16 protein-coding genes and 1 rRNA gene are annotated in these 17,601 nt (G+C 27.6%); 13 read left to right on the forward strand and 4 right to left on the reverse strand.

The features are described from left to right. Nucleotide 1: 1 nt before the first annotated feature. The 4 genes from rrf (at nt 2) to N4A48_RS04845 (ending at nt 3,965) form a co-directional block, all read left to right on the forward strand. Nucleotides 2-118, forward strand: a 5S ribosomal RNA gene (rrf, locus tag N4A48_RS04830). Between the two features lie 587 nt (nt 119-705). Beyond that, on the forward strand, nt 706-1,695 hold the full coding sequence (locus N4A48_RS04835; RefSeq protein WP_293664687.1) for an ornithine cyclodeaminase family protein: 990 nt from the start codon (nt 706-708) through the stop codon (nt 1,693-1,695). A 147-nt stretch (nt 1,696-1,842) separates the two neighbouring features. Then, a complete protein-coding gene (locus N4A48_RS04840) occupies nt 1,843-2,961 on the forward strand; it encodes an FIST signal transduction protein (protein ID WP_293664688.1) in 1,119 nt (372 codons plus the stop codon). Between the two features lie 2 nt (nt 2,962-2,963). Continuing rightward, nucleotides 2,964-3,965 (forward strand): methyl-accepting chemotaxis protein, encoded by a 1,002-nt coding sequence (locus N4A48_RS04845; protein ID WP_293664689.1) that lies wholly within the window; start codon nt 2,964-2,966, stop codon nt 3,963-3,965. Nucleotides 3,966-4,054: 89 nt separating this feature from the next. Here the strand turns inward: N4A48_RS04845 and N4A48_RS04850 are convergent, their stop codons facing one another. Both N4A48_RS04850 and N4A48_RS04855 read right to left on the reverse strand, forming a co-directional pair. After that, nucleotides 4,055-6,523 (reverse strand): CoA-disulfide reductase, encoded by a 2,469-nt coding sequence (locus N4A48_RS04850; RefSeq protein WP_293664690.1) that lies wholly within the window; start codon nt 6,521-6,523, stop codon nt 4,055-4,057. A 182-nt stretch (nt 6,524-6,705) separates the two neighbouring features. After that, the gene (locus tag N4A48_RS04855) at nt 6,706-6,990 is read right to left on the reverse strand and encodes an ArsR/SmtB family transcription factor (protein WP_293664691.1); all 285 of its coding nucleotides are present in this window, start codon (nt 6,988-6,990) and stop codon (nt 6,706-6,708) included. Between the two features lie 194 nt (nt 6,991-7,184). Here N4A48_RS04855 and N4A48_RS04860 point away from each other — a divergent pair, with 194 nt between their 5' ends. From N4A48_RS04860 to N4A48_RS04895, 8 genes are all read left to right on the forward strand, one after another. Continuing rightward, nucleotides 7,185-8,645, forward strand: coding sequence for a stalk domain-containing protein (locus tag N4A48_RS04860; protein WP_293664692.1), 1,461 nt, complete (start codon nt 7,185-7,187; stop codon nt 8,643-8,645). A gap of 232 nt (nt 8,646-8,877) precedes the next feature. Further along, nucleotides 8,878-9,822, forward strand: coding sequence for a TIGR01212 family radical SAM protein (locus N4A48_RS04865; RefSeq protein ID WP_293664693.1), 945 nt, complete (start codon nt 8,878-8,880; stop codon nt 9,820-9,822). Nucleotides 9,823-9,831: 9 nt separating this feature from the next. Continuing rightward, on the forward strand, nt 9,832-10,158 hold the full coding sequence (locus N4A48_RS04870; RefSeq protein WP_293664695.1) for a hypothetical protein: 327 nt from the start codon (nt 9,832-9,834) through the stop codon (nt 10,156-10,158). A gap of 266 nt (nt 10,159-10,424) precedes the next feature. Beyond that, a complete protein-coding gene (locus N4A48_RS04875; RefSeq protein WP_293664696.1) occupies nt 10,425-10,784 on the forward strand; it encodes a GntR family transcriptional regulator in 360 nt (119 codons plus the stop codon). A 12-nt stretch (nt 10,785-10,796) separates the two neighbouring features. Beyond that, the gene (locus N4A48_RS04880) at nt 10,797-11,495 is read left to right on the forward strand and encodes an ABC transporter ATP-binding protein (RefSeq protein WP_293664697.1); all 699 of its coding nucleotides are present in this window, start codon (nt 10,797-10,799) and stop codon (nt 11,493-11,495) included. Continuing rightward, entirely contained in the window at nt 11,485-12,249 is a 765-nt protein-coding gene (locus tag N4A48_RS04885; protein ID WP_293664698.1) for an ABC transporter permease, read from the forward strand. The genes N4A48_RS04880 and N4A48_RS04885 overlap by 11 nt, the downstream gene beginning before the upstream one ends. 367 nt (nt 12,250-12,616) lie before the next feature. Beyond that, nucleotides 12,617-13,879 carry a hypothetical protein gene (locus N4A48_RS04890; RefSeq protein ID WP_293664699.1) on the forward strand — a complete coding sequence of 421 codons (1,263 nt, stop codon included), beginning with the start codon at nt 12,617-12,619 and terminating at the stop codon, nt 13,877-13,879. A 9-nt stretch (nt 13,880-13,888) separates the two neighbouring features. Further along, on the forward strand, nt 13,889-14,758 hold the full coding sequence (locus N4A48_RS04895; RefSeq protein ID WP_293664700.1) for a hypothetical protein: 870 nt from the start codon (nt 13,889-13,891) through the stop codon (nt 14,756-14,758). Between the two features lie 70 nt (nt 14,759-14,828). Here N4A48_RS04895 and N4A48_RS04900 read toward each other — a convergent pair whose 3' ends face one another. Further along, nucleotides 14,829-15,686 carry a DMT family transporter gene (locus N4A48_RS04900; RefSeq protein ID WP_293664701.1) on the reverse strand — a complete coding sequence of 286 codons (858 nt, stop codon included), beginning with the start codon at nt 15,684-15,686 and terminating at the stop codon, nt 14,829-14,831. Between the two features lie 208 nt (nt 15,687-15,894). On the opposite strand from N4A48_RS04900, the gene N4A48_RS04905 reads away from it, so the two are divergent. Continuing rightward, entirely contained in the window at nt 15,895-16,401 is a 507-nt protein-coding gene (locus tag N4A48_RS04905) for a hypothetical protein (protein ID WP_293664702.1), read from the forward strand. Nucleotides 16,402-16,426: 25 nt separating this feature from the next. Here the strand turns inward: N4A48_RS04905 and N4A48_RS04910 are convergent, their stop codons facing one another. Further along, nucleotides 16,427-17,587 (reverse strand): hypothetical protein, encoded by a 1,161-nt coding sequence (locus tag N4A48_RS04910; RefSeq protein ID WP_293664703.1) that lies wholly within the window; start codon nt 17,585-17,587, stop codon nt 16,427-16,429. Between the last annotated feature and the right edge of the window lie 14 nt (nt 17,588-17,601).

Below are 17,601 nucleotides of genomic sequence, written 5' to 3' on the forward strand. Positions count from 1 at the left end.
ATGTGGTTATTATAGCAAGGAGGATACACCTGTTCCCATTCCGAACACAGAAGTTAAGCTCCTTAGCGCCGATGGTACTTGGAGGGCAGCCTCCTGGGAGAGTAGGACGTAGCCACGTAATCTTTTTTTGTTCTTAAGCTAAAAAGATGGTTATTTAAATACCGTGAATTCATTAAATAGATTTATAAAACTAAGTATTGTATCTTATTAAATATACTAAAATTTCTTAAACTCGCTAAGGCTAAGACATAAGAAATTTTTTAACGTATATTTAAACGATACAATCCAAGTTTCATTGAAATCTATTTAAAAGATTCACTAACATTTAAATAACCATCTTTTTTATTCTATAGGAAACTATATCATTTTTTATTTTGTAGATAACTAATTAAAGGAGCTATACTTGAAACTATTTTTGAGCAACGGAGCCTATAAGGATCGCTGGAGACATGATTCACCGCATTAGCGAGTAGACGAATTTTTTTATTATGTGAATATATAAATAGAACGAAAGATAAAATAAAAGCTTATGTGATTAATGGAAGGTATAAAGAAATTAAAAAATATTACGAGTCTATTTAATGGATTGATTTAATAAAAGAATTAGAACCATAACAAGTATTTTAATAAAAAATAGTGTTTACTTATGCGAACCTAAATGTTATTTTTAAATAGACAAATATTACATAATATGGAGGCGATAGAATGCTTTTACTAAATAAACAAGATATAGATAAGGTATTTAGTATGGGGGATGCTATAGAAGCAGATAAAAGAGCATTTGAAATTTTTTCAAATAATGAGAGTGTAGTTCCCTTAAGAACTAAACTGGAGAATACAAATAACAATGGTATAAATTTATTTATGCCAGGATATGTTGAAAAATTAGACAATGCAGGAATAAAGATAGTATCTATATTTCCCGAAAACTCAAGTAAAAATAAGCCTGTAGTGCCTGCTAGTATGATACTTATTGATAATACAACAGGTGAAGTTAACTGTATATTAGATGGAACTTATTTAACACAAATTAGAACAGGAGCAGCATCTGGTGCTGCAACAGACATATTAGCTAGAAAAGATAGTAGGATAGGAGCTTTATTTGGAACAGGAGGGCAAGCGTATAAGCAGCTTGAGGCTGTTCTTGAAGCTAGAGAATTAGAATTAGTTAAAGTATATGGAAGAAATAAAGAGAAAACTCAAAAATTTGTAGATGAAGTAAAAATAAAGTTGTGTAAATATAAAACTCAAATTATAGCTGCTAAGGATGCAGATGATGCAGTTATTGATGCAGATATAATAACGCTAGCTACATCTTCAAACATGCCTGTATTCAATGGTGAATTGGTAAAAAAAGGTTGTCATATAAATGGAATAGGTTCATTTACACCTCAAATGCAGGAAATGGATGAATATATAATATCAAATGCTGATAAAATCTATGTTGATTCAGTTTATGCCTGTCTTGAAGAAGCAGGGGATATAATAATACCTTTAGATAAAGGAATTATACAAAAAGATAGAATAGATGGTGAATTAGGAGAAGTTATAAATAAAACTATCGAAGGAAGAGAAAATGATGAAGAAATAACTATATTTAAAAGTGTTGGAATAGCAGTTCAGGATATAGTTACAGCTAATAGAATATATCAAAAAGCTATTGAATGTGGTATTGGATCAAAGGTTGATATTTAAAATTACATTTTTATGCCCTAATTTCATGAATAAGGAATAAATTATGGGGTAAAAGTAAAAAAAAGTCGTGAAAATAATAAAAATTATATTATAATTATATTGAGAAGAAAAAGTAAGGATTTAACTTGATAGATAGGAGGTTTTTATTTGCTAAAAATATATGATGCTTATAGTTCACATAAAGATACTGAAACTGCAGTAAAAGAAATTGCTAATCAAATTAAAAAAGAAGATATAAATTATGTTATTTATTTTGCAGGAAATAAATATGATTTTGAGTTATTAAGCGAAAATATGAAAGAAGCTTTTGAGCAAGCAGAAGTTATAGGATGTACTACTGCTGGAGAAATATCTAAAAAATATCTAACTGAAAATTCATTAGTTGCTATGGCGATATCTTCAAAAGATTTCATTACTAAAACAACTGTTGTCAATGATATATCAACGGTACCAATAATACATAGAGAAGAATTAATTAAAACATATAATGAAGTAGGATTAAAAAGTAATAAAGATGGATTTGTAATTACTTTAATGGATGGGTTGTCTTTAGGAGAAGAAAGGGTTTTATCAGTTATTAATTCTATATTTGATTTTCAGAATTTTCCTATTATAGGAGGAAGTGCTGGAGATGGTTTGGATTTTAAAGAAACAAAGGTAAGTTATAATGGTCGAGTATACAAAGATGCAGCGGTGGTTACTTTTGTAAATACTAAACATAAATTTTGTATATATAAAGAAAATATTTTTAAATCTACTAAAAAGCAAATGATCGTAACTAGAGCTGATATTAATAATAGAATTGTATATGAGTTTAATAATCAGCCAGCAGCTAAATATTATGCTAAAAAATTAGAAGTAGATAAAAAAGATTTACATAAACAATTTATTACAAATCCTTTAGGGAGAAAAATAGGAGATAATATATGGATAGCATCTCCTGCAACTATAAATGAAGATGATTCTATGCAGTTTCATTGTCAAGTATTAACCAATTCTATTTTAGAAATACTAGAACCTTTAGACCCTGTTGAAATGGCAAGTAATACTGTGCAGGAATTAAAAGCAAATATCTCTAATATAAAAGGAATTTTAGCAGTAAATTGTGTATCAAGGAAATTACAGTTTCAAGAGGAAAGAATAGAAAAAAAGGTATTAGAGCCATTGTTAATGACTGCACCTACTGTAGGATTTTCAAGCTATGGAGAGCAAATTAATAGTAATCATTTAAATCAAACATTGATATTACTTGCATTAGGAGAATAAATATGAAAAATATATTAAAACTTTTTAAAGAAGAAGAACAAATAAATAAGAATAAAATTATAGATATACAAGATGATAAAGTTATAATGGAAAAAGAAGAATTTATAAGAATGGTACAAGTATTTGAATCACTAAATCAATTAACTCAAAATAAAGTAGATGGAATTTTAGAAAATGAAGGACGTATAACAAAGAGTATTAGTGAAATATCAGATGACTTTATTACTACAAATAAAGGGATGGAAGAAATATCAGAAAATATGGCTGGACTTTCAGATAATTTAGAGATAGAAAATAATATTACTGAAAAAGTATTTTATAGTGTAGGTAAGACTAAGAATAGTCTAGATATTGGAAGTAAAAGTATACATGAACTAGCTCAACAGGTCATGACAATAGCGAATATTTTTAATGAATTCAAAGATTCTTATGATAAATTACAAAATGCTTATTTAAAAATACAGGATTTCACAGAAATAATAAAGTCCATATCAAGTCAAACAAATTTATTGGCATTAAATGCTACTATTGAAGCAGCTAGAGCAGGGGAAAATGGCAAGGGATTTGCTGTAGTCGCTCAAGAAGTAAAAAAATTATCAGAAGAAACATCCACTGCCTCTAATAAAATAGAAAACAACATAGCAATTATAAAAGATTCTATAGAAAGTCTAAATAATAAAAATAAAGTTGTAACCGAAGAAGTTAATAAAGGGATTGATTTAACTGATAAAGCCGAATCTATACTAAATGATGTATTAGATACACAGCAAGAACTGTTTAAACTTGCAGAAGCTAATTCTACAACAGCAAAAACTAATATTAATAGAATAGAAAATATATCAAAGGAACTTATGCTAATAGAGGAATTGGTAAATAAAGATATGAATAACGTTCGAGGGTTAATGCTAGATACAGAAGCTAAAACAAGCTATTTTAGTGACTTGATTTCATTTATATATCAATCAGGTGAATTAACGAAAAGGTTAAAAGAAAAGTCAAATTAATAGTTTATAAAAAAGCTAAAGGCTTAGATATATAATGAGCTATCTTAGATGATTTTTACATCATTTTGAGATAGCTCATTTCATTTTAACTATATAAATAGATTTAATCCAGAATCTTCAGCTGCACCAAGGTAGCTTGCAACTCCTCCTATTTCAACTCCATCTATAAATTCTTCTTCTTTAAGACCCATAACATCCATAGACATAGAGCAAGCCACTATTTTAACACCTAAATCCATAGCATTTTTCATTAAAGTTTCAAGTGAGTCAACATTTTTCTTTTCCATAACATGATTTATCATTTTAGCACCCATACCACCCATATTCATCTTAGATAAAGGAAGTTTAGAAGTTCCTTTTGGCATCATCATGCTAAACATTTTTTCAAGAGTATCTTTTTCAACATTAGGAGCATCATGCTTTCTTAAAACATTTAATCCCCAGAATGTAAAGAACATAGTAACCTTTTTACCCATAGATGCTGCTCCTGTAGCTATTATAAATGAAGCAATAGCCTTATCTAAATCACCACTAAATATAACCATAGTAGCTCCATCTTTTGTATTATTTAATAAATTAGAATCATGTGATCTAACTAAATCGCTAACTTGACCTTTTTGAATTAAAGCTTTAAATGCATTGTTTTCAAAATCAGATTTTAAAAGACTATTTCCAGTTTTATCACACCAAGATGAAATATCCTTAACAAAACCAGGATCACTTGCAGTTATTTCTAAAACTTCGCCTTCTTTCATATTTTCCATGTTTTGATATACTTTCATAATAGGTCCTGGACACTGAAGACCACACGCATTTAATGATATAGTAGGTGCTATTTCCATAAGGCAATCCTCCTCGATATTAGTTGTTCCAGAATCTGTAACACCACAGTCACAACTGTTAGAAGTAACTGATTCAAATACAGATGAATAAGTTTTATAACCTCCATCTAAATTCTTAACCTTGTAACCATTCTGAGATAATATTCTAGAAGCTAGATATCCTCTAAGTCCAACTTGACAAGTTATATAGATTTCTTTATTTTTGGGTATTTCATCAAGTCTATCTCTTATTTCTCCTAATGGAATATTTATAGAACCTTTTATATATCCCATATCTCTTTCGATTGATTCACGAACATCTATTAAAAGACCTCCGTTTTCAACTATTTTATCTATTTCATCCCAATAAACAACATCAACTAGACCTTCAATTATATTAGATGCAACATATCCAGCCATATTAACAGGATCTTTAGCTGATGAATATGGTGGAGCATATGAAAGTTCTAAATCTGGAAGGTCTAAAACACTAAGACCACCCTTAATAGAAGTAGCTATAACATCAATACGCTTATCAACACCATCATATCCTACAGCTTGAGCTCCAAATATACTACCAGTATTAGGATCAAATATTAATTTTAAAGATATAGGAAGTGCACCAGGATAATATCCAGCATGAGAATTTGGATGTACATGGATAGATTTGTATTTAATACCTAGTTCTTTTAAAGTTTTTTCATTGTTACCTGTTGAAGAAACTGTCATATCGAATACTTTTGCTATAGATGTTCCTAAGGTTCCATTGTATTTGATATTTCTGCCCATTATATGGTCAGCTACAAGTCTTCCTTGTCTATTAGCCGGCCAAGCTAGAGGAATAACAGTTGGCTTTTTATTTATATAATCCTTGACTTCTATAGCATCACCAATAGCATAGATATTCTTATCAGAAGTTCTAAGCGTTTCATCAACATTTATTGCACCACTATTACCTATATCAAGACCTGCATCCTTTGCAAGTGAACTTTCAGGTTTAACACCTATTGATAATACAATCATATCTGTATCTATTATTTTGCCACTTGAAAGAACTATTTGCTTTCCGTTGTTTTTGAACTCCTTAACTCCATCTTCAAGAATTAAATTTACACCTTTATCTTTTATGTGAGAGTGAAGAATACTAGCCATCTCATAGTCAACAGGAGCCATTATTTGGTTACTTTTTTCAACTAAAGTAATTTCAACACCTCTATCATAAAGATTTTCTGCCATTTCAATACCTATAAATCCTCCGCCTATAACAACTGCTTTTTTAGGATTGTTGTTATCTACAAAATTTTTAATATTGTCAATATCAGGTATATTTCTAAGAGTAAATAAATTTTTAGCATCATCTATACCTTTTATTGGAGGTTTAATTGGACTAGCACCAGGAGATAATACTAATATATCGTAGCTTTCCTCATAAGTTTCATTAGTTCTTAAGTTCTTAACTGTAACAGTTTTATTTAATCTATTTATTTTAACAACTTCGCTTAAATTTCTAATATCCATATTAAATTTTTTAGACATACCTTCAACTGTTTGAACCAGTAATGCATCTCTTTGAGTTATAGTTTCTCCTATATAATAAGGAAGACCACAATTTGCAAAAGAAATATATTCTCCTCTTTCAAACATAACAATTTTAGCATTTTCGTCTAATCTTCTAAGTCTTGCAGCAGTAGAAGCACCCCCTGCAACTCCACCAACTATAACTACTTTTTTATTCATATTAAACCTCCTTAAAATTCATATATTAGAATATTATGATGTAAATTGTATAAGAAATTCGTCTACTCGCTAACACGGTGACTCATGTTGCCAACAAGTCTAACGACTCTGTTGCTCAAAGATAGTCGCAAGTGTATCTTTGAGCAACAAGTTATTTATGAGACGAAAATTTTATAATACCTTTAAAATAATGCTTTTATAATATCTTTTACCTTATCATTTGATACACTATAAATTATCTCAAGACCGTTTCTATTCCCCTTTATTATACCCGCTGACTTCAACTTTGAAACATGTTGAGATATAGTAGATTGAGGCATCTCAAGACAATTTTGCATATTAGATACATTACTAGAACCTTGATCTAAAAGACCTTTAACTATACAGAGTCTTACTGGATGAGCTAAAGCTTTTAAAAGTTCAGAGCATTGATCGAATAATTCTGGGTTAGTTTTATAGTTTTCCATAGCTTCCTCCTGTTGTACGTTATATTACAATATTAAGATATTAATGTGTATTTGTCAATCCATATTTGTTACCACTAATATTATTGTCAAAATAGCAAATAAAAATAAAAAAAACTTTTTTAATTTTTATGGAACTTTTTTAATTTTATATCGTCTAATGAGTATAGAAAACAATATGAAGGGAGAATTTTAAAATGAAAATAAAAAATAAAGCGATAGCTACAACTTTAATAGGGGCAAGTTTATTAACTGGTATGATAACTGGATATGCAAATGAAAAACCAATCAACTGTATAGATCTTACTCAGGCAAGCATAAACAGAGATATTAATATAAATATAAATGGTCAGCTACTATCTTTCCCAGATCAAAAACCTCTATTATCAGAATCAAGAACTATAGTCCCTGTAAGATTTATAACTGAACATTTAGGAGGAAAAATCTCTTGGAATGATAATACAAAGACAGCTATAATTGAACTAGATGGTAAGAAAATTGAATTACCTGTTAATAAAAAATATGCTAAAGTAAATGGAAAAAAAGCAGAACTTGATACATCGGCTACAATAATAAACAATAGAACTTATGTACCTTTAAGATTTGTAAGTGAAACCTTTGGGTATGATGTTTCTTGGAACAATAAAACTAATATGGTAGAATTAAATAAAAAAGGTAATAATCTTGATGCAGGAGGAAGCAAATATTTTGACGAAAAATTAGAGCTTTATAAAATGGCTGGTATTGTTAATAATATAGTAAATGATACTGTAAGAGTTGAAGGAGAAGGAATGTATGAGGAAATAGTGTTTAGGATAAATGAAGATACGAAGATAGTAGACTTAGATGGTAAAAAATTATCAAAGAATGACATAAAAGCAGAAAGTAAAGTAATTGTTTATCACGATGCAACTATGACAAGAAGCCTACCTCCTATAGGACATGCACAAAAAATAGTAGTTGACAATGTAAATATAGAATATAGTAAAATAAAACAAATAAGCGATTTAAATATGGAATATGGCAAAATAACACAAATAACCGATATAAAGAATGGAAAGATGTTTCTTATAGGAAATATGAATGATGGAATAAACTTTAATGTAGATGAAAAAACAATAATAGTTGATGAAAATGAACAAGAATTAAATAGGGATGTTTTAACTAAAGGAACTGATGTTGAAGTATATTATGGGAACATTATGACAATGAGCTTACCGCCAATTACAAATGCAGAAAAAATAATAATTAAGAGTAAAAGAATTTATAATGAACTAGAAAAATTACCTGAAAATTATACCTTTGAATTAGCCTTAAGTAAAGGTGATGTTATAGGGCATCATGGAGAAGGTTACAATATAGAAAAACTAGATAAATTTATTGATCAATTTAGAAATAAAAAATTGAATATAGGAGGCATGATAAGAATAACACATTATACGGTAGAAGGAGATGCCATAATTAACGATTTGGTTTTTACTGATGAAGGATTAAAATGTATAAAAGATAGTACAAGAGATAAATTTGGTGCAACAGATAATAAACAAGAATATAAGGTATTAGATATTTTAAAAACTAATGAAAAAAATATGACATACTATGATATAAAAACTGGAAAAGATGAAAAATTATCGTTAATATTTTTAAATAATAGATAATTTATCCGAAAGCTAAGAGTTCTAACACTCCATCTTCTGGATAAGTTCAACTAACCTTCAGATGGAGTTACAAACTCCACCTGAAGATAAGTTTCACTTGATAAGAAGGTTATTTCAAAAATAATATTTTGAAATAACCTTTTTAATTTTTGTAAAATAATATATCTTACAATATAGATTCTGCTATAATGAATAGAAGATAAAGTGAAACTTAATTTAATTGGAGGATATTATGGAAGATAGATATAGAATTTATTCAAAATATTTAAAGGAAAAGTATAAAGAGAAGGTGTACAAGCTACCTTTGAATCTACCTCTAACTTGCCCTAATAGAGATGGTGTAGCTGGGATTGGGGGATGTAGTTTTTGTGCAGATGTCGGAGCTGGATTTGAATCTTTAGAGAATACTCTTTCAGTAAAAGAGCAATTAGAAAAGAATATGAATTATATAAGAAAAAGATATAAAGCAAACAAGTTTATAGCATATTTTCAAAACTATACTAATACCTATATGCAAATTGATAGATTTAAAAATTATATGAATGAGGCACTTATTGAGGATATAGTTGAGATATCAGTATCAACTAGACCAGATGCTATAAACGATGAATATCTAAAAATATTAAAAGAGATTGAGTCAAAAGGTGTAAATATATCTATAGAGCTTGGACTTCAAACAGTAAACTATCATACACTCAAAAAAATAAACAGAGGCCATACATTAGCCGAGTTAATAGATGCAGTTATAAGAATTAAAAAATATGGGTTTGAGACTACAGTTCACTTAATATTGAACCTTCCAAACGACAATATGGATGATATTATAGAAAATGCTAAGATATTATCTGCACTTAAGGTTGAAGGAGTTAAGCTACATTCACTTTATATAGCTAAGGGAACTAAGATGGCTTGTGAGTATGAAAATAAAGAAATAAAAATAATAGAGTTAGAAGAATATGTGAGAAGAGTTTGTACATTTTTACAATATCTATCAAAAGATATAGTAATACACAGACTTATAGGTAGAGCACCTGAGGAAGATACACTATTTTGCAATTGGAATACTTCTTGGTGGAAAATAAAAGACATGATAGATGAATATATGGAAAATAATAATATAAATCAAGGAGATAAGTGTGATTATTTAAATGGAAAAAGTGTTAAAAAATTTGTTTAGGAGAATGTTATGTATATAAATGGAAATTTAAAGCTGGACAGTGATTTTGAGATAAGGGTTATAAGAGAAGATGAATTTGATATAGATTTATTTATAGATATAAATTATAGAAGTGTAGACCTTAATATAGGAAATAACGATTTAAATATATCAAGAATACAATTTCAAATGGTAAGGGCTGTGCTTTTAAGATTTAGCAAAAATGGAACGATAATGACTTGTCATATGTTAAGAGATATAGATTTATATTCTGCATTTAGCAATTTTGAAATAGAATATAAGGATAAGGTTGTTAGTATAAAGCAAATAGAAGAAAAGGTAGAGTTTAGTATTTAACTCTATAGATTTTATGATTATGTAAAAAAGGATGTTTTTAACATCCTTTTTTTAATGCAAATAAAAAAGTATTGACAAAAACAAAAAAACACGATATTGTTATAGTGTACTAACTAATTAATCCACTACGACAACTGGGTATATAGATTAAGTTTCACTTGATCCGAAAGCTAAGAATCCTACAGCTTCTGGATTAGTTCAACTAGAAATTCAGATGGGATAAAAACTCCATCTGAATTAAGTTTCACTTTATAAGGAGGGGTGCTATGAACTTTGATAATAATAAACCCATATATATTCAAATAATCGAAGACATAAAAAAGAAGTTAATTAGAGGAGATATAAAATTAGGAGACAAAATGACTTCTCAAAGGGAACTTGCAAAAGAAATAAAGGTTAATCCCAACACAGTTCAAAGAGCGTATAGAGAGATGGAGAGTATGGGTCTTGTAAAAACATTAAGAGGTCAAGGTACATTTATAACTGAAGAAATAGACACTTTAAAAGAAATAAAGAATGATATGGCAAGTGAAGTTCTTATTAAATTCATACAAGATATGAGATCTTTAGGATTTGAAGATGATGAAATGATAAGTTTAATAAAAGAATACCAACAAAAACTATAGGAGGTGCAAATAATGATAGAATTCAAAAATGTTAATAAAACCTTTAAACGAACAAAAGCTTTAGATGATTTAAATTTGAAAATAGAAACAGGAAAAATTATAGGATTATTAGGACCTAATGGTTCAGGAAAATCAACTTCATTAAAAATGATTGCAGGGCTAAATAGACCTGATAGTGGAGAAATATTAATTTATGGAAATAAACCTTGTATCGATACAAAAAAAGATATTGCATATCTTCCAGAAATAGATTATTTATGTTCAGATATGAATATAAGACAGATAGCAGAATTTATATCTTCATTTTATTCCGACTGGGATTTTAATAAATACAAAGAACTACTTAAGGTTTTGAATTTAGAAGAAAATATGATAATAGGAAAAGTGTCAAAGGGTATGAGAGCAAAAATAAAACTTTTACTAGCCTTTTCTAGAAATTCAAAAATAATACTTTTGGATGAGCCATTATCTGGAATTGATATATTGACAAGAGATGAAATAGTTGAAGCTGTAATAAGAGATTATAGAGAGGGAGAACAAACAATAATATTCTCTACTCATGAAATAGCAGAAACTGAAAATATATTTGAAGACGTTATATTTATGGAAAAAGGAAAGGTAAAGCTTTCTGGAAATGTAGATGATATAAAAATGAAGTACAATATGTCTTTGAGTGAAATTATGAAGGAGGTATATAGAAATGATATTTAGTTTATTTAAAAAAGATTTAATGAAGTTCAAAAAAGAAACTATAATATTTTTAGGATTAGCTTTAATAATAAATATATTCTGTCTTTATAAAAGCTATAATGGATGGGCTATAGAATCTGGATTTGCTGTTAATATGTTTTTATTTCCAATAACATTTTTGATACCACTATTTTCATCAGGCTCTAAGCTTATAGGTCAAGAGTGGAAAGACAATACGGTTTATCTTACCATGAGCCTACCTGTATCTAGTCAAAAAATATTTTTAAGTAAATTTTTAGCTGTAATAGCTCAATATCTTATATCAAGTTTATCAATAATTATTATTACTGGTATTCAGCTTTTAATATTTTTTAATAGAATTCCTTATACTGAAGAAATAAAAAAAATATTTGATATAAGAATTTTTGGTATGGGAAGCTTTTTATATATTCTTTCAATGAGCATACTTATATATTTAGTTAGTATAATATTTTTATCATCTTTAACAGGAAAGATGTTTAAAAAATATTCTAAATTAGTTAGCTTTGGATTATTTTTTATTGTTTTATTTATAGGAGGAAAAGTGATAGACTTTATAGTTGAGTCTTTTTCATTTCACATTCATGGAGGGGAATATATGAATGTAGAAGTAGTTATGGAATTTTTTAAAGAATTGGGTTTAAACTTTATGGGAAGTTCTTTAATATTTTTAGTATTAGCAGGTATTATATATTTTGTAACATGTAAAATATATGATAAGAAGATAGAGATATAAAACAAAGATATAAGTATTAGGCTATAGAAAAATAGATCTTAATTTTTGATTAAGGTCTATTTTTAAATTCTTTACAGTCAAAGGTTAACAGTAGAAGAGGGTATTAAAATTATCTAATCATTTAATTATTTATATTTTTTATGGTATAATCAATCGTACTTTCATTATTATATAATAAAGTGAAACTTAATCCAGATGGAGTTTTTATAACGAATAGGAAATTATATTCATCTTTAAGTCGTGAAAAAGTATAATTTTCGTTATGAGTTTCAAAAAAGTCTACATTAAGATCTTTAGAAGAAAGACTTTTTTATTCCAACTGAATTTTTAGCTTTCGGATAAATATACATTCTTTAGGAGGATTAAATTGACAAATAAAATAAAAAAAGATAATTCAACTTCTTTTGTAAATAATATGTCCTTACCAATGCATAGATGGTATAGGTATTCAGCAGGATTTCATGCAGAGTGGGTTGAACAACTAATAAAAGAAAAAACAAAAGATATTAATGAAAAATTTAGAATATATGACCCTTTCACAGGATCAGGTACCGTATTATTGACTAGTGATAAATTAGGATTTGAAAGTTATGGAGTTGATCCGCATCCATTTATATCAAGAGTTGTAGAAGCGAAGTTATTATGGGATACAGATTTTGATTTATTTGTTGATTATGCTGGAAAAGTTTTGAATGAATCAAAAAAGAAAAAAGGTTTTACTGAAAATTATCCAGAATTAATTAAAAAGTGTTATCCAGAGGATATTTTATATATGCTAGATGCTCTCAAATCTGTATTAGAAGAAAAAAAAGATGATTCTAATGAGCATAAATTAACATGGTTAGCATTTGTTAGTATACTAAGAACATGCTCAACTGCTGGAACTGCTCAATGGCAATATATTTTACCTAATAAGACGAAAAAGTTAAAAAATCATCCATTTGAAACCTTTGAAAAAAAAATAAATATTATGTATGAAGATATGAAATTCATGCAATCTTGTAGCTCTAAATCTAAAGCTAAATTTTTCAGACAAGATTGCAGAGAACAAAATTCAGTACCAGATAAGAGTATTGATTTAGTAATAACATCACCTCCTTATGCAAATAATTATGATTATGCAGATGCGACTAGATTAGAATTAACTTTTTTAGGTGAAATAGAAAAGTGGGGAGATTTACAAGATTATGTCAGAAAATATTTAATGAGATCGTGTACTCAACATGTTTCGAAATTAAGAAAGGAAACTTTTGAAATAATAAAAGATGACAAGTTAAAATGTATATATGATGAAATATTTGAAGTGTGTAAAAAATTAGAAGGAGAAAGAGAATATCGTAGTGGGAAAAAAAATTACCATACTATGATTGCAACATACTTTTTAGATATAGCAAAGGTTTGGATTGACTTAAGACGTGTTTGTAAAGAAAATTCAGAAGTTTGTTTTGTTATAGGTGATTCAGCTCCATATGGAGTATATGTTCCTGTGGATGAATGGATGGGAAAGTTAGCATTAGCTGCTGGTTTTAAAGAATATAAATTTGATAAAACAAGAGATAGAAATGTTAAGTGGGATAATAGAACACATAAAAAACCATTAAAAGAAGGAAGACTTTGGGTGAAAGGATAGGTGGGTTAAATGGCTAATTCTCCATCTCATAAATTTGGTCAAATTATAGGCGATTTATTAGAATATATTGTAAATATATATTTAAAACCAATAGAGAATCAACATAATTTATATATAGATAAAAAAAGGCCTAGAAAGGCAAGGAATAATAAAAAAGAAGTTATATATACAGATGAATATGGAAATAAACATAAATTAGATATAGTAATTGAAAAATATGGAACAGAAGAGCAATTTGGTGATCCTATTGCATTCATTGAAATGGCTTGGAGAAGGTATACTAAACATTCAAAGAATAAGGCACAGGAAATTCAAGGAGCAATACTTCCAATAATAGATAAATATAGTCACCTATCTCCTTTTTATGGATGTATTTTAGCAGGGGTTTTTACTAATAATTCAATACAACAATTAAAGTCTCATGGCTTTAGTGTTGTTTATTTCGAATATGAAACTATAATTGATGCATTTTCAACTGTAAATATAGATGTAAGTTGGGATGAAAAGACTGATGATGAAACCTTTAAAGAAAAAATAAAACAATATGAGAGTTTAACCAAAGAAGATCTAAGCAAAGTTGTAGATCGTCTTATTTATCTAAACAAGCAAGAACTTGATAATTTCAAATTTAAATTGGAGACTAGCATTTTGAGAAGAATTGAGAATATAATTATTTTACCACTACATGGTAAATATAAAGAAGTAAATAGGATTGAAGATGCTATAGATTATATAGAAACTTATAAAGAATTGCCTTTAAATTGTGATATAGTAAAGTATGAAATACAAATAAAGTATAGTAATGGAGATAAAATAAATGCAGAGTTTGTTGATAGATTTAATGCTATAAACTTTTTAAAGAATTATAGTACCATTTAGTTAAATAAAGGAATATCTAGATATAGAAATTAAATTTTATGTCTAGATATTCCTTTTTTTCATATATAAGTTAGCATGAAGTAGATTTTTTGTTATATAAATATATACTAAATCCAGAACCTATTATCAATGTATACCCTATAAAGCTAAATACATCGGGAACCTCACTCCAAAGTATAAAGCCTAATAGTCCTGAAAAAATTACGTTAGTGTAATTATATATTGAAATTTCACCAGCTGGGGCAAGCTTATAACCTATTGTCATACTAAACTGAGCAAGAGATGCCACTATCCCAGTCATTATAAGTATAAAAAATTGATGTAAGCTTAGAGGTTTAAAATTTATCATCATCAAGGGAAACATTATACAAGATGATACGAACGAGAAATAAAAAACTATAGTGTAGAATTCTTCTTTATCTCCTAAAAGTCGTACCATAGTATAAGCTCCACCTGCAAATATAGCAGATATAACACCTACAAATGCAGGAAATGCTTCTATATTAAATTGTGGTTTTATTATAAATAAAGCACCTAAAAAGGCTACTATTAAAGAGGGCATCTGTATAGGAGATAACTTTTCATTTAAAAACCATAAAGCAAATAATGTTACAAAAAAAGGATTCAGCTTATTTAACATAGCAGAATCTGAAAGTAACATATTGTCTATAGTATAGAAATATCCAATCATTCCTATAGTTCCAAGAATAGATCTTAAAATTAGATGTTTTTGATTTTCTTTTTTACCAAAGAAATTTTTCTTATTCTTAATAACTAAAAAACCTGCTACAAAAGTACTTATAAGGTTTCTAAAAAAAGTTTTTTCTATAGTAGGAACATCTCCTGCTAGTTTAACTAATGCTCCCATTAAAGCAAAACAAAATGATGAAAAAAGCATATAAAGAATTGCTTTTGATTTATTGTTCATAAAATCAAGTCCTTTCAAATGAAAATGTATTGTGTATACAATTGTATAATAATTATTCTATTTTGTAAAACAGTTTTGATTAGATATTTTTAATCAATAGATTTCGTTAAGACTCATTGGATAAATAAAATTTTCGTTATAAGTTTCACTTGATAAACTATTATGTTAGACGATTAAAATATGTTAAACTTTTATAGGGGGTGATGACATGAAGAAAATTATAAGCTTTATTTTAATACTTATATGTAGTATAAGTTTTTTAACAGGTTGCGAGAAAGGTGATAAATCACATGATGATGTATCTAAATATGACGTAATTGTTTCTGAGAGCACGGATAATGAAAATTCAAAGGAAGATACTAATAAGGATAATAGATACTATGTAGGAGGAATTGATGACCCTGTTAAATTTGAAAAAATATTTAATGAGATAAAAAAATTCGTATCTGAAGATAATAAGGAAAAAGTATCAGAGTATATTATATATCCATTAAGAGTAAATCATGATAAATGTAGTACAGAAATTAAAACAGCAGATGAATTTATAAAAAACTATGATAGTATATTTACTGAAGAAGTAAAAAAAGCTCTTTTAAATCAAGAGGTTAAAGATACATTTGTAAATTACCAAGGAGTAATGGTTGGTTATGGAGAAATATGGTTTGGTTCATCACAAGACTCATCTAAATATGGTATCATTGCAATCAATAATTAAAATATAGAAAAATTAAAGCATCAGGTTATAGGCTGATGCTTTTGATTTTATTACCATTTATATCACATATATTAATTTTGGTAGAACCATTTTCATATGTAAAATACATAATACTTTTAATTTTCTTATCATTAATTTTATAATCCTCTATTCTAATTGGTCCATATAAATTTTCATCTTCTAATACAGTTTTTATGCCTTTATTATATCCTATAGATTTAATTTTACCTTTATGGCTCTTATCATATGATGTATATACTAATGTATAATCTTCATTAAATGTTAATGAGTCAATAGACGGAACTGATCCAAACATATCTGTATTATAGTTAATAGTATCAATTTTATAATTATCTTGATTTTCGCTTTGATTTCTAATCATAAATATATCTAGATTAGATTCAGAATTTACATTCATACCTATGAATCCATAGCCATTATGTATTCCTTTAGCATTTACTACATTCTTAATAAGAGGTGCATTAAATTTATCTACATATTCTCCGCTATAGTACATTCTATAAAGGTCTAGTCTATCTTTATTGACCTTAGTATAAGATAAACATCCATCAAGTGAATTTACATTGACTATGTAGTTGGGATTTCTATAAAATGTTTGATGCTTGGGTGCATTGTCATTTGTAAATGATGAGAAAAAATCATTATGTAATATTTGCTTATATATTAAATTATCATTCTTACTTGAAAAAAATAATGCCCCATTTTTAAAATCCACACTGTCTGTATCTTCAAATTTAAATATATCGAGTTCTTGTGAATCAAAGTTAATCGAGCCGTCTTCATCATACTTTACTTCGGTCTTAACTATACCATCTTCATAAGCAGTTACTATATCATCTGATGAGAAACTATCAAAAGTTAGAAAATCACTTAAATATTTATGCGACTTGTATTTATTAATTTCTGTTATTTGTTCTGTTTCTAAATCTAGTAGATATAGATATGAATAGGGGGTATAATCTTCGTATTTAATAGATGTAATTACTAAGCAAGGATTTTCATAAGTTTTGCAAAAGTCTATATTATTTATTTTACCAAGATTTTTAGACTCTATATTGACATGAGGCTTAGTTACATTTTCATAGTTTTCCTTTTGATATGAATAAGATAAAAAAGTTAAGCATAAAAGTAATGTAAAGGTTATTAAAAAACTGTGCTTTTTCATAAAACACCTCCAAT

Origin of the sequence: Tepidibacter sp. (genome assembly GCF_025210165.1) — a bacterium.
Taxonomy (GTDB): Bacteria; Bacillota; Clostridia; order Peptostreptococcales; family Peptostreptococcaceae; genus Tepidibacter_A.

Bases quoted from the DNA above. Each gene is read 5' to 3' on its own strand.
- N4A48_RS04835 (WP_293664687.1), top strand. From the start codon at position 706: ATGCTTTTACTAAATAAACAAGATATAGATAAGGTATTTAGTATGGGG.
- N4A48_RS04845 (WP_293664689.1), top strand. From the start codon at position 2,964: ATGAAAAATATATTAAAACTTTTTAAAGAAGAAGAACAAATAAATAAG.
- N4A48_RS04850 (WP_293664690.1), bottom strand. From the start codon at position 6,523: ATGAATAAAAAAGTAGTTATAGTTGGTGGAGTTGCAGGGGGTGCTTCT.
- N4A48_RS04855 (WP_293664691.1), bottom strand. From the start codon at position 6,990: ATGGAAAACTATAAAACTAACCCAGAATTATTCGATCAATGCTCTGAA.
- N4A48_RS04860 (WP_293664692.1), top strand. From the start codon at position 7,185: ATGAAAATAAAAAATAAAGCGATAGCTACAACTTTAATAGGGGCAAGT.
- N4A48_RS04865 (WP_293664693.1), top strand. From the start codon at position 8,878: ATGGAAGATAGATATAGAATTTATTCAAAATATTTAAAGGAAAAGTAT.
- N4A48_RS04870 (WP_293664695.1), top strand. From the start codon at position 9,832: ATGTATATAAATGGAAATTTAAAGCTGGACAGTGATTTTGAGATAAGG.
- N4A48_RS04875 (WP_293664696.1), top strand. From the start codon at position 10,425: ATGAACTTTGATAATAATAAACCCATATATATTCAAATAATCGAAGAC.
- N4A48_RS04880 (WP_293664697.1), top strand. From the start codon at position 10,797: ATGATAGAATTCAAAAATGTTAATAAAACCTTTAAACGAACAAAAGCT.
- N4A48_RS04885 (WP_293664698.1), top strand. From the start codon at position 11,485: ATGATATTTAGTTTATTTAAAAAAGATTTAATGAAGTTCAAAAAAGAA.
- N4A48_RS04895 (WP_293664700.1), top strand. From the start codon at position 13,889: ATGGCTAATTCTCCATCTCATAAATTTGGTCAAATTATAGGCGATTTA.
- N4A48_RS04900 (WP_293664701.1), bottom strand. From the start codon at position 15,686: ATGAACAATAAATCAAAAGCAATTCTTTATATGCTTTTTTCATCATTT.
- N4A48_RS04905 (WP_293664702.1), top strand. From the start codon at position 15,895: ATGAAGAAAATTATAAGCTTTATTTTAATACTTATATGTAGTATAAGT.
- N4A48_RS04910 (WP_293664703.1), bottom strand. From the start codon at position 17,587: ATGAAAAAGCACAGTTTTTTAATAACCTTTACATTACTTTTATGCTTA.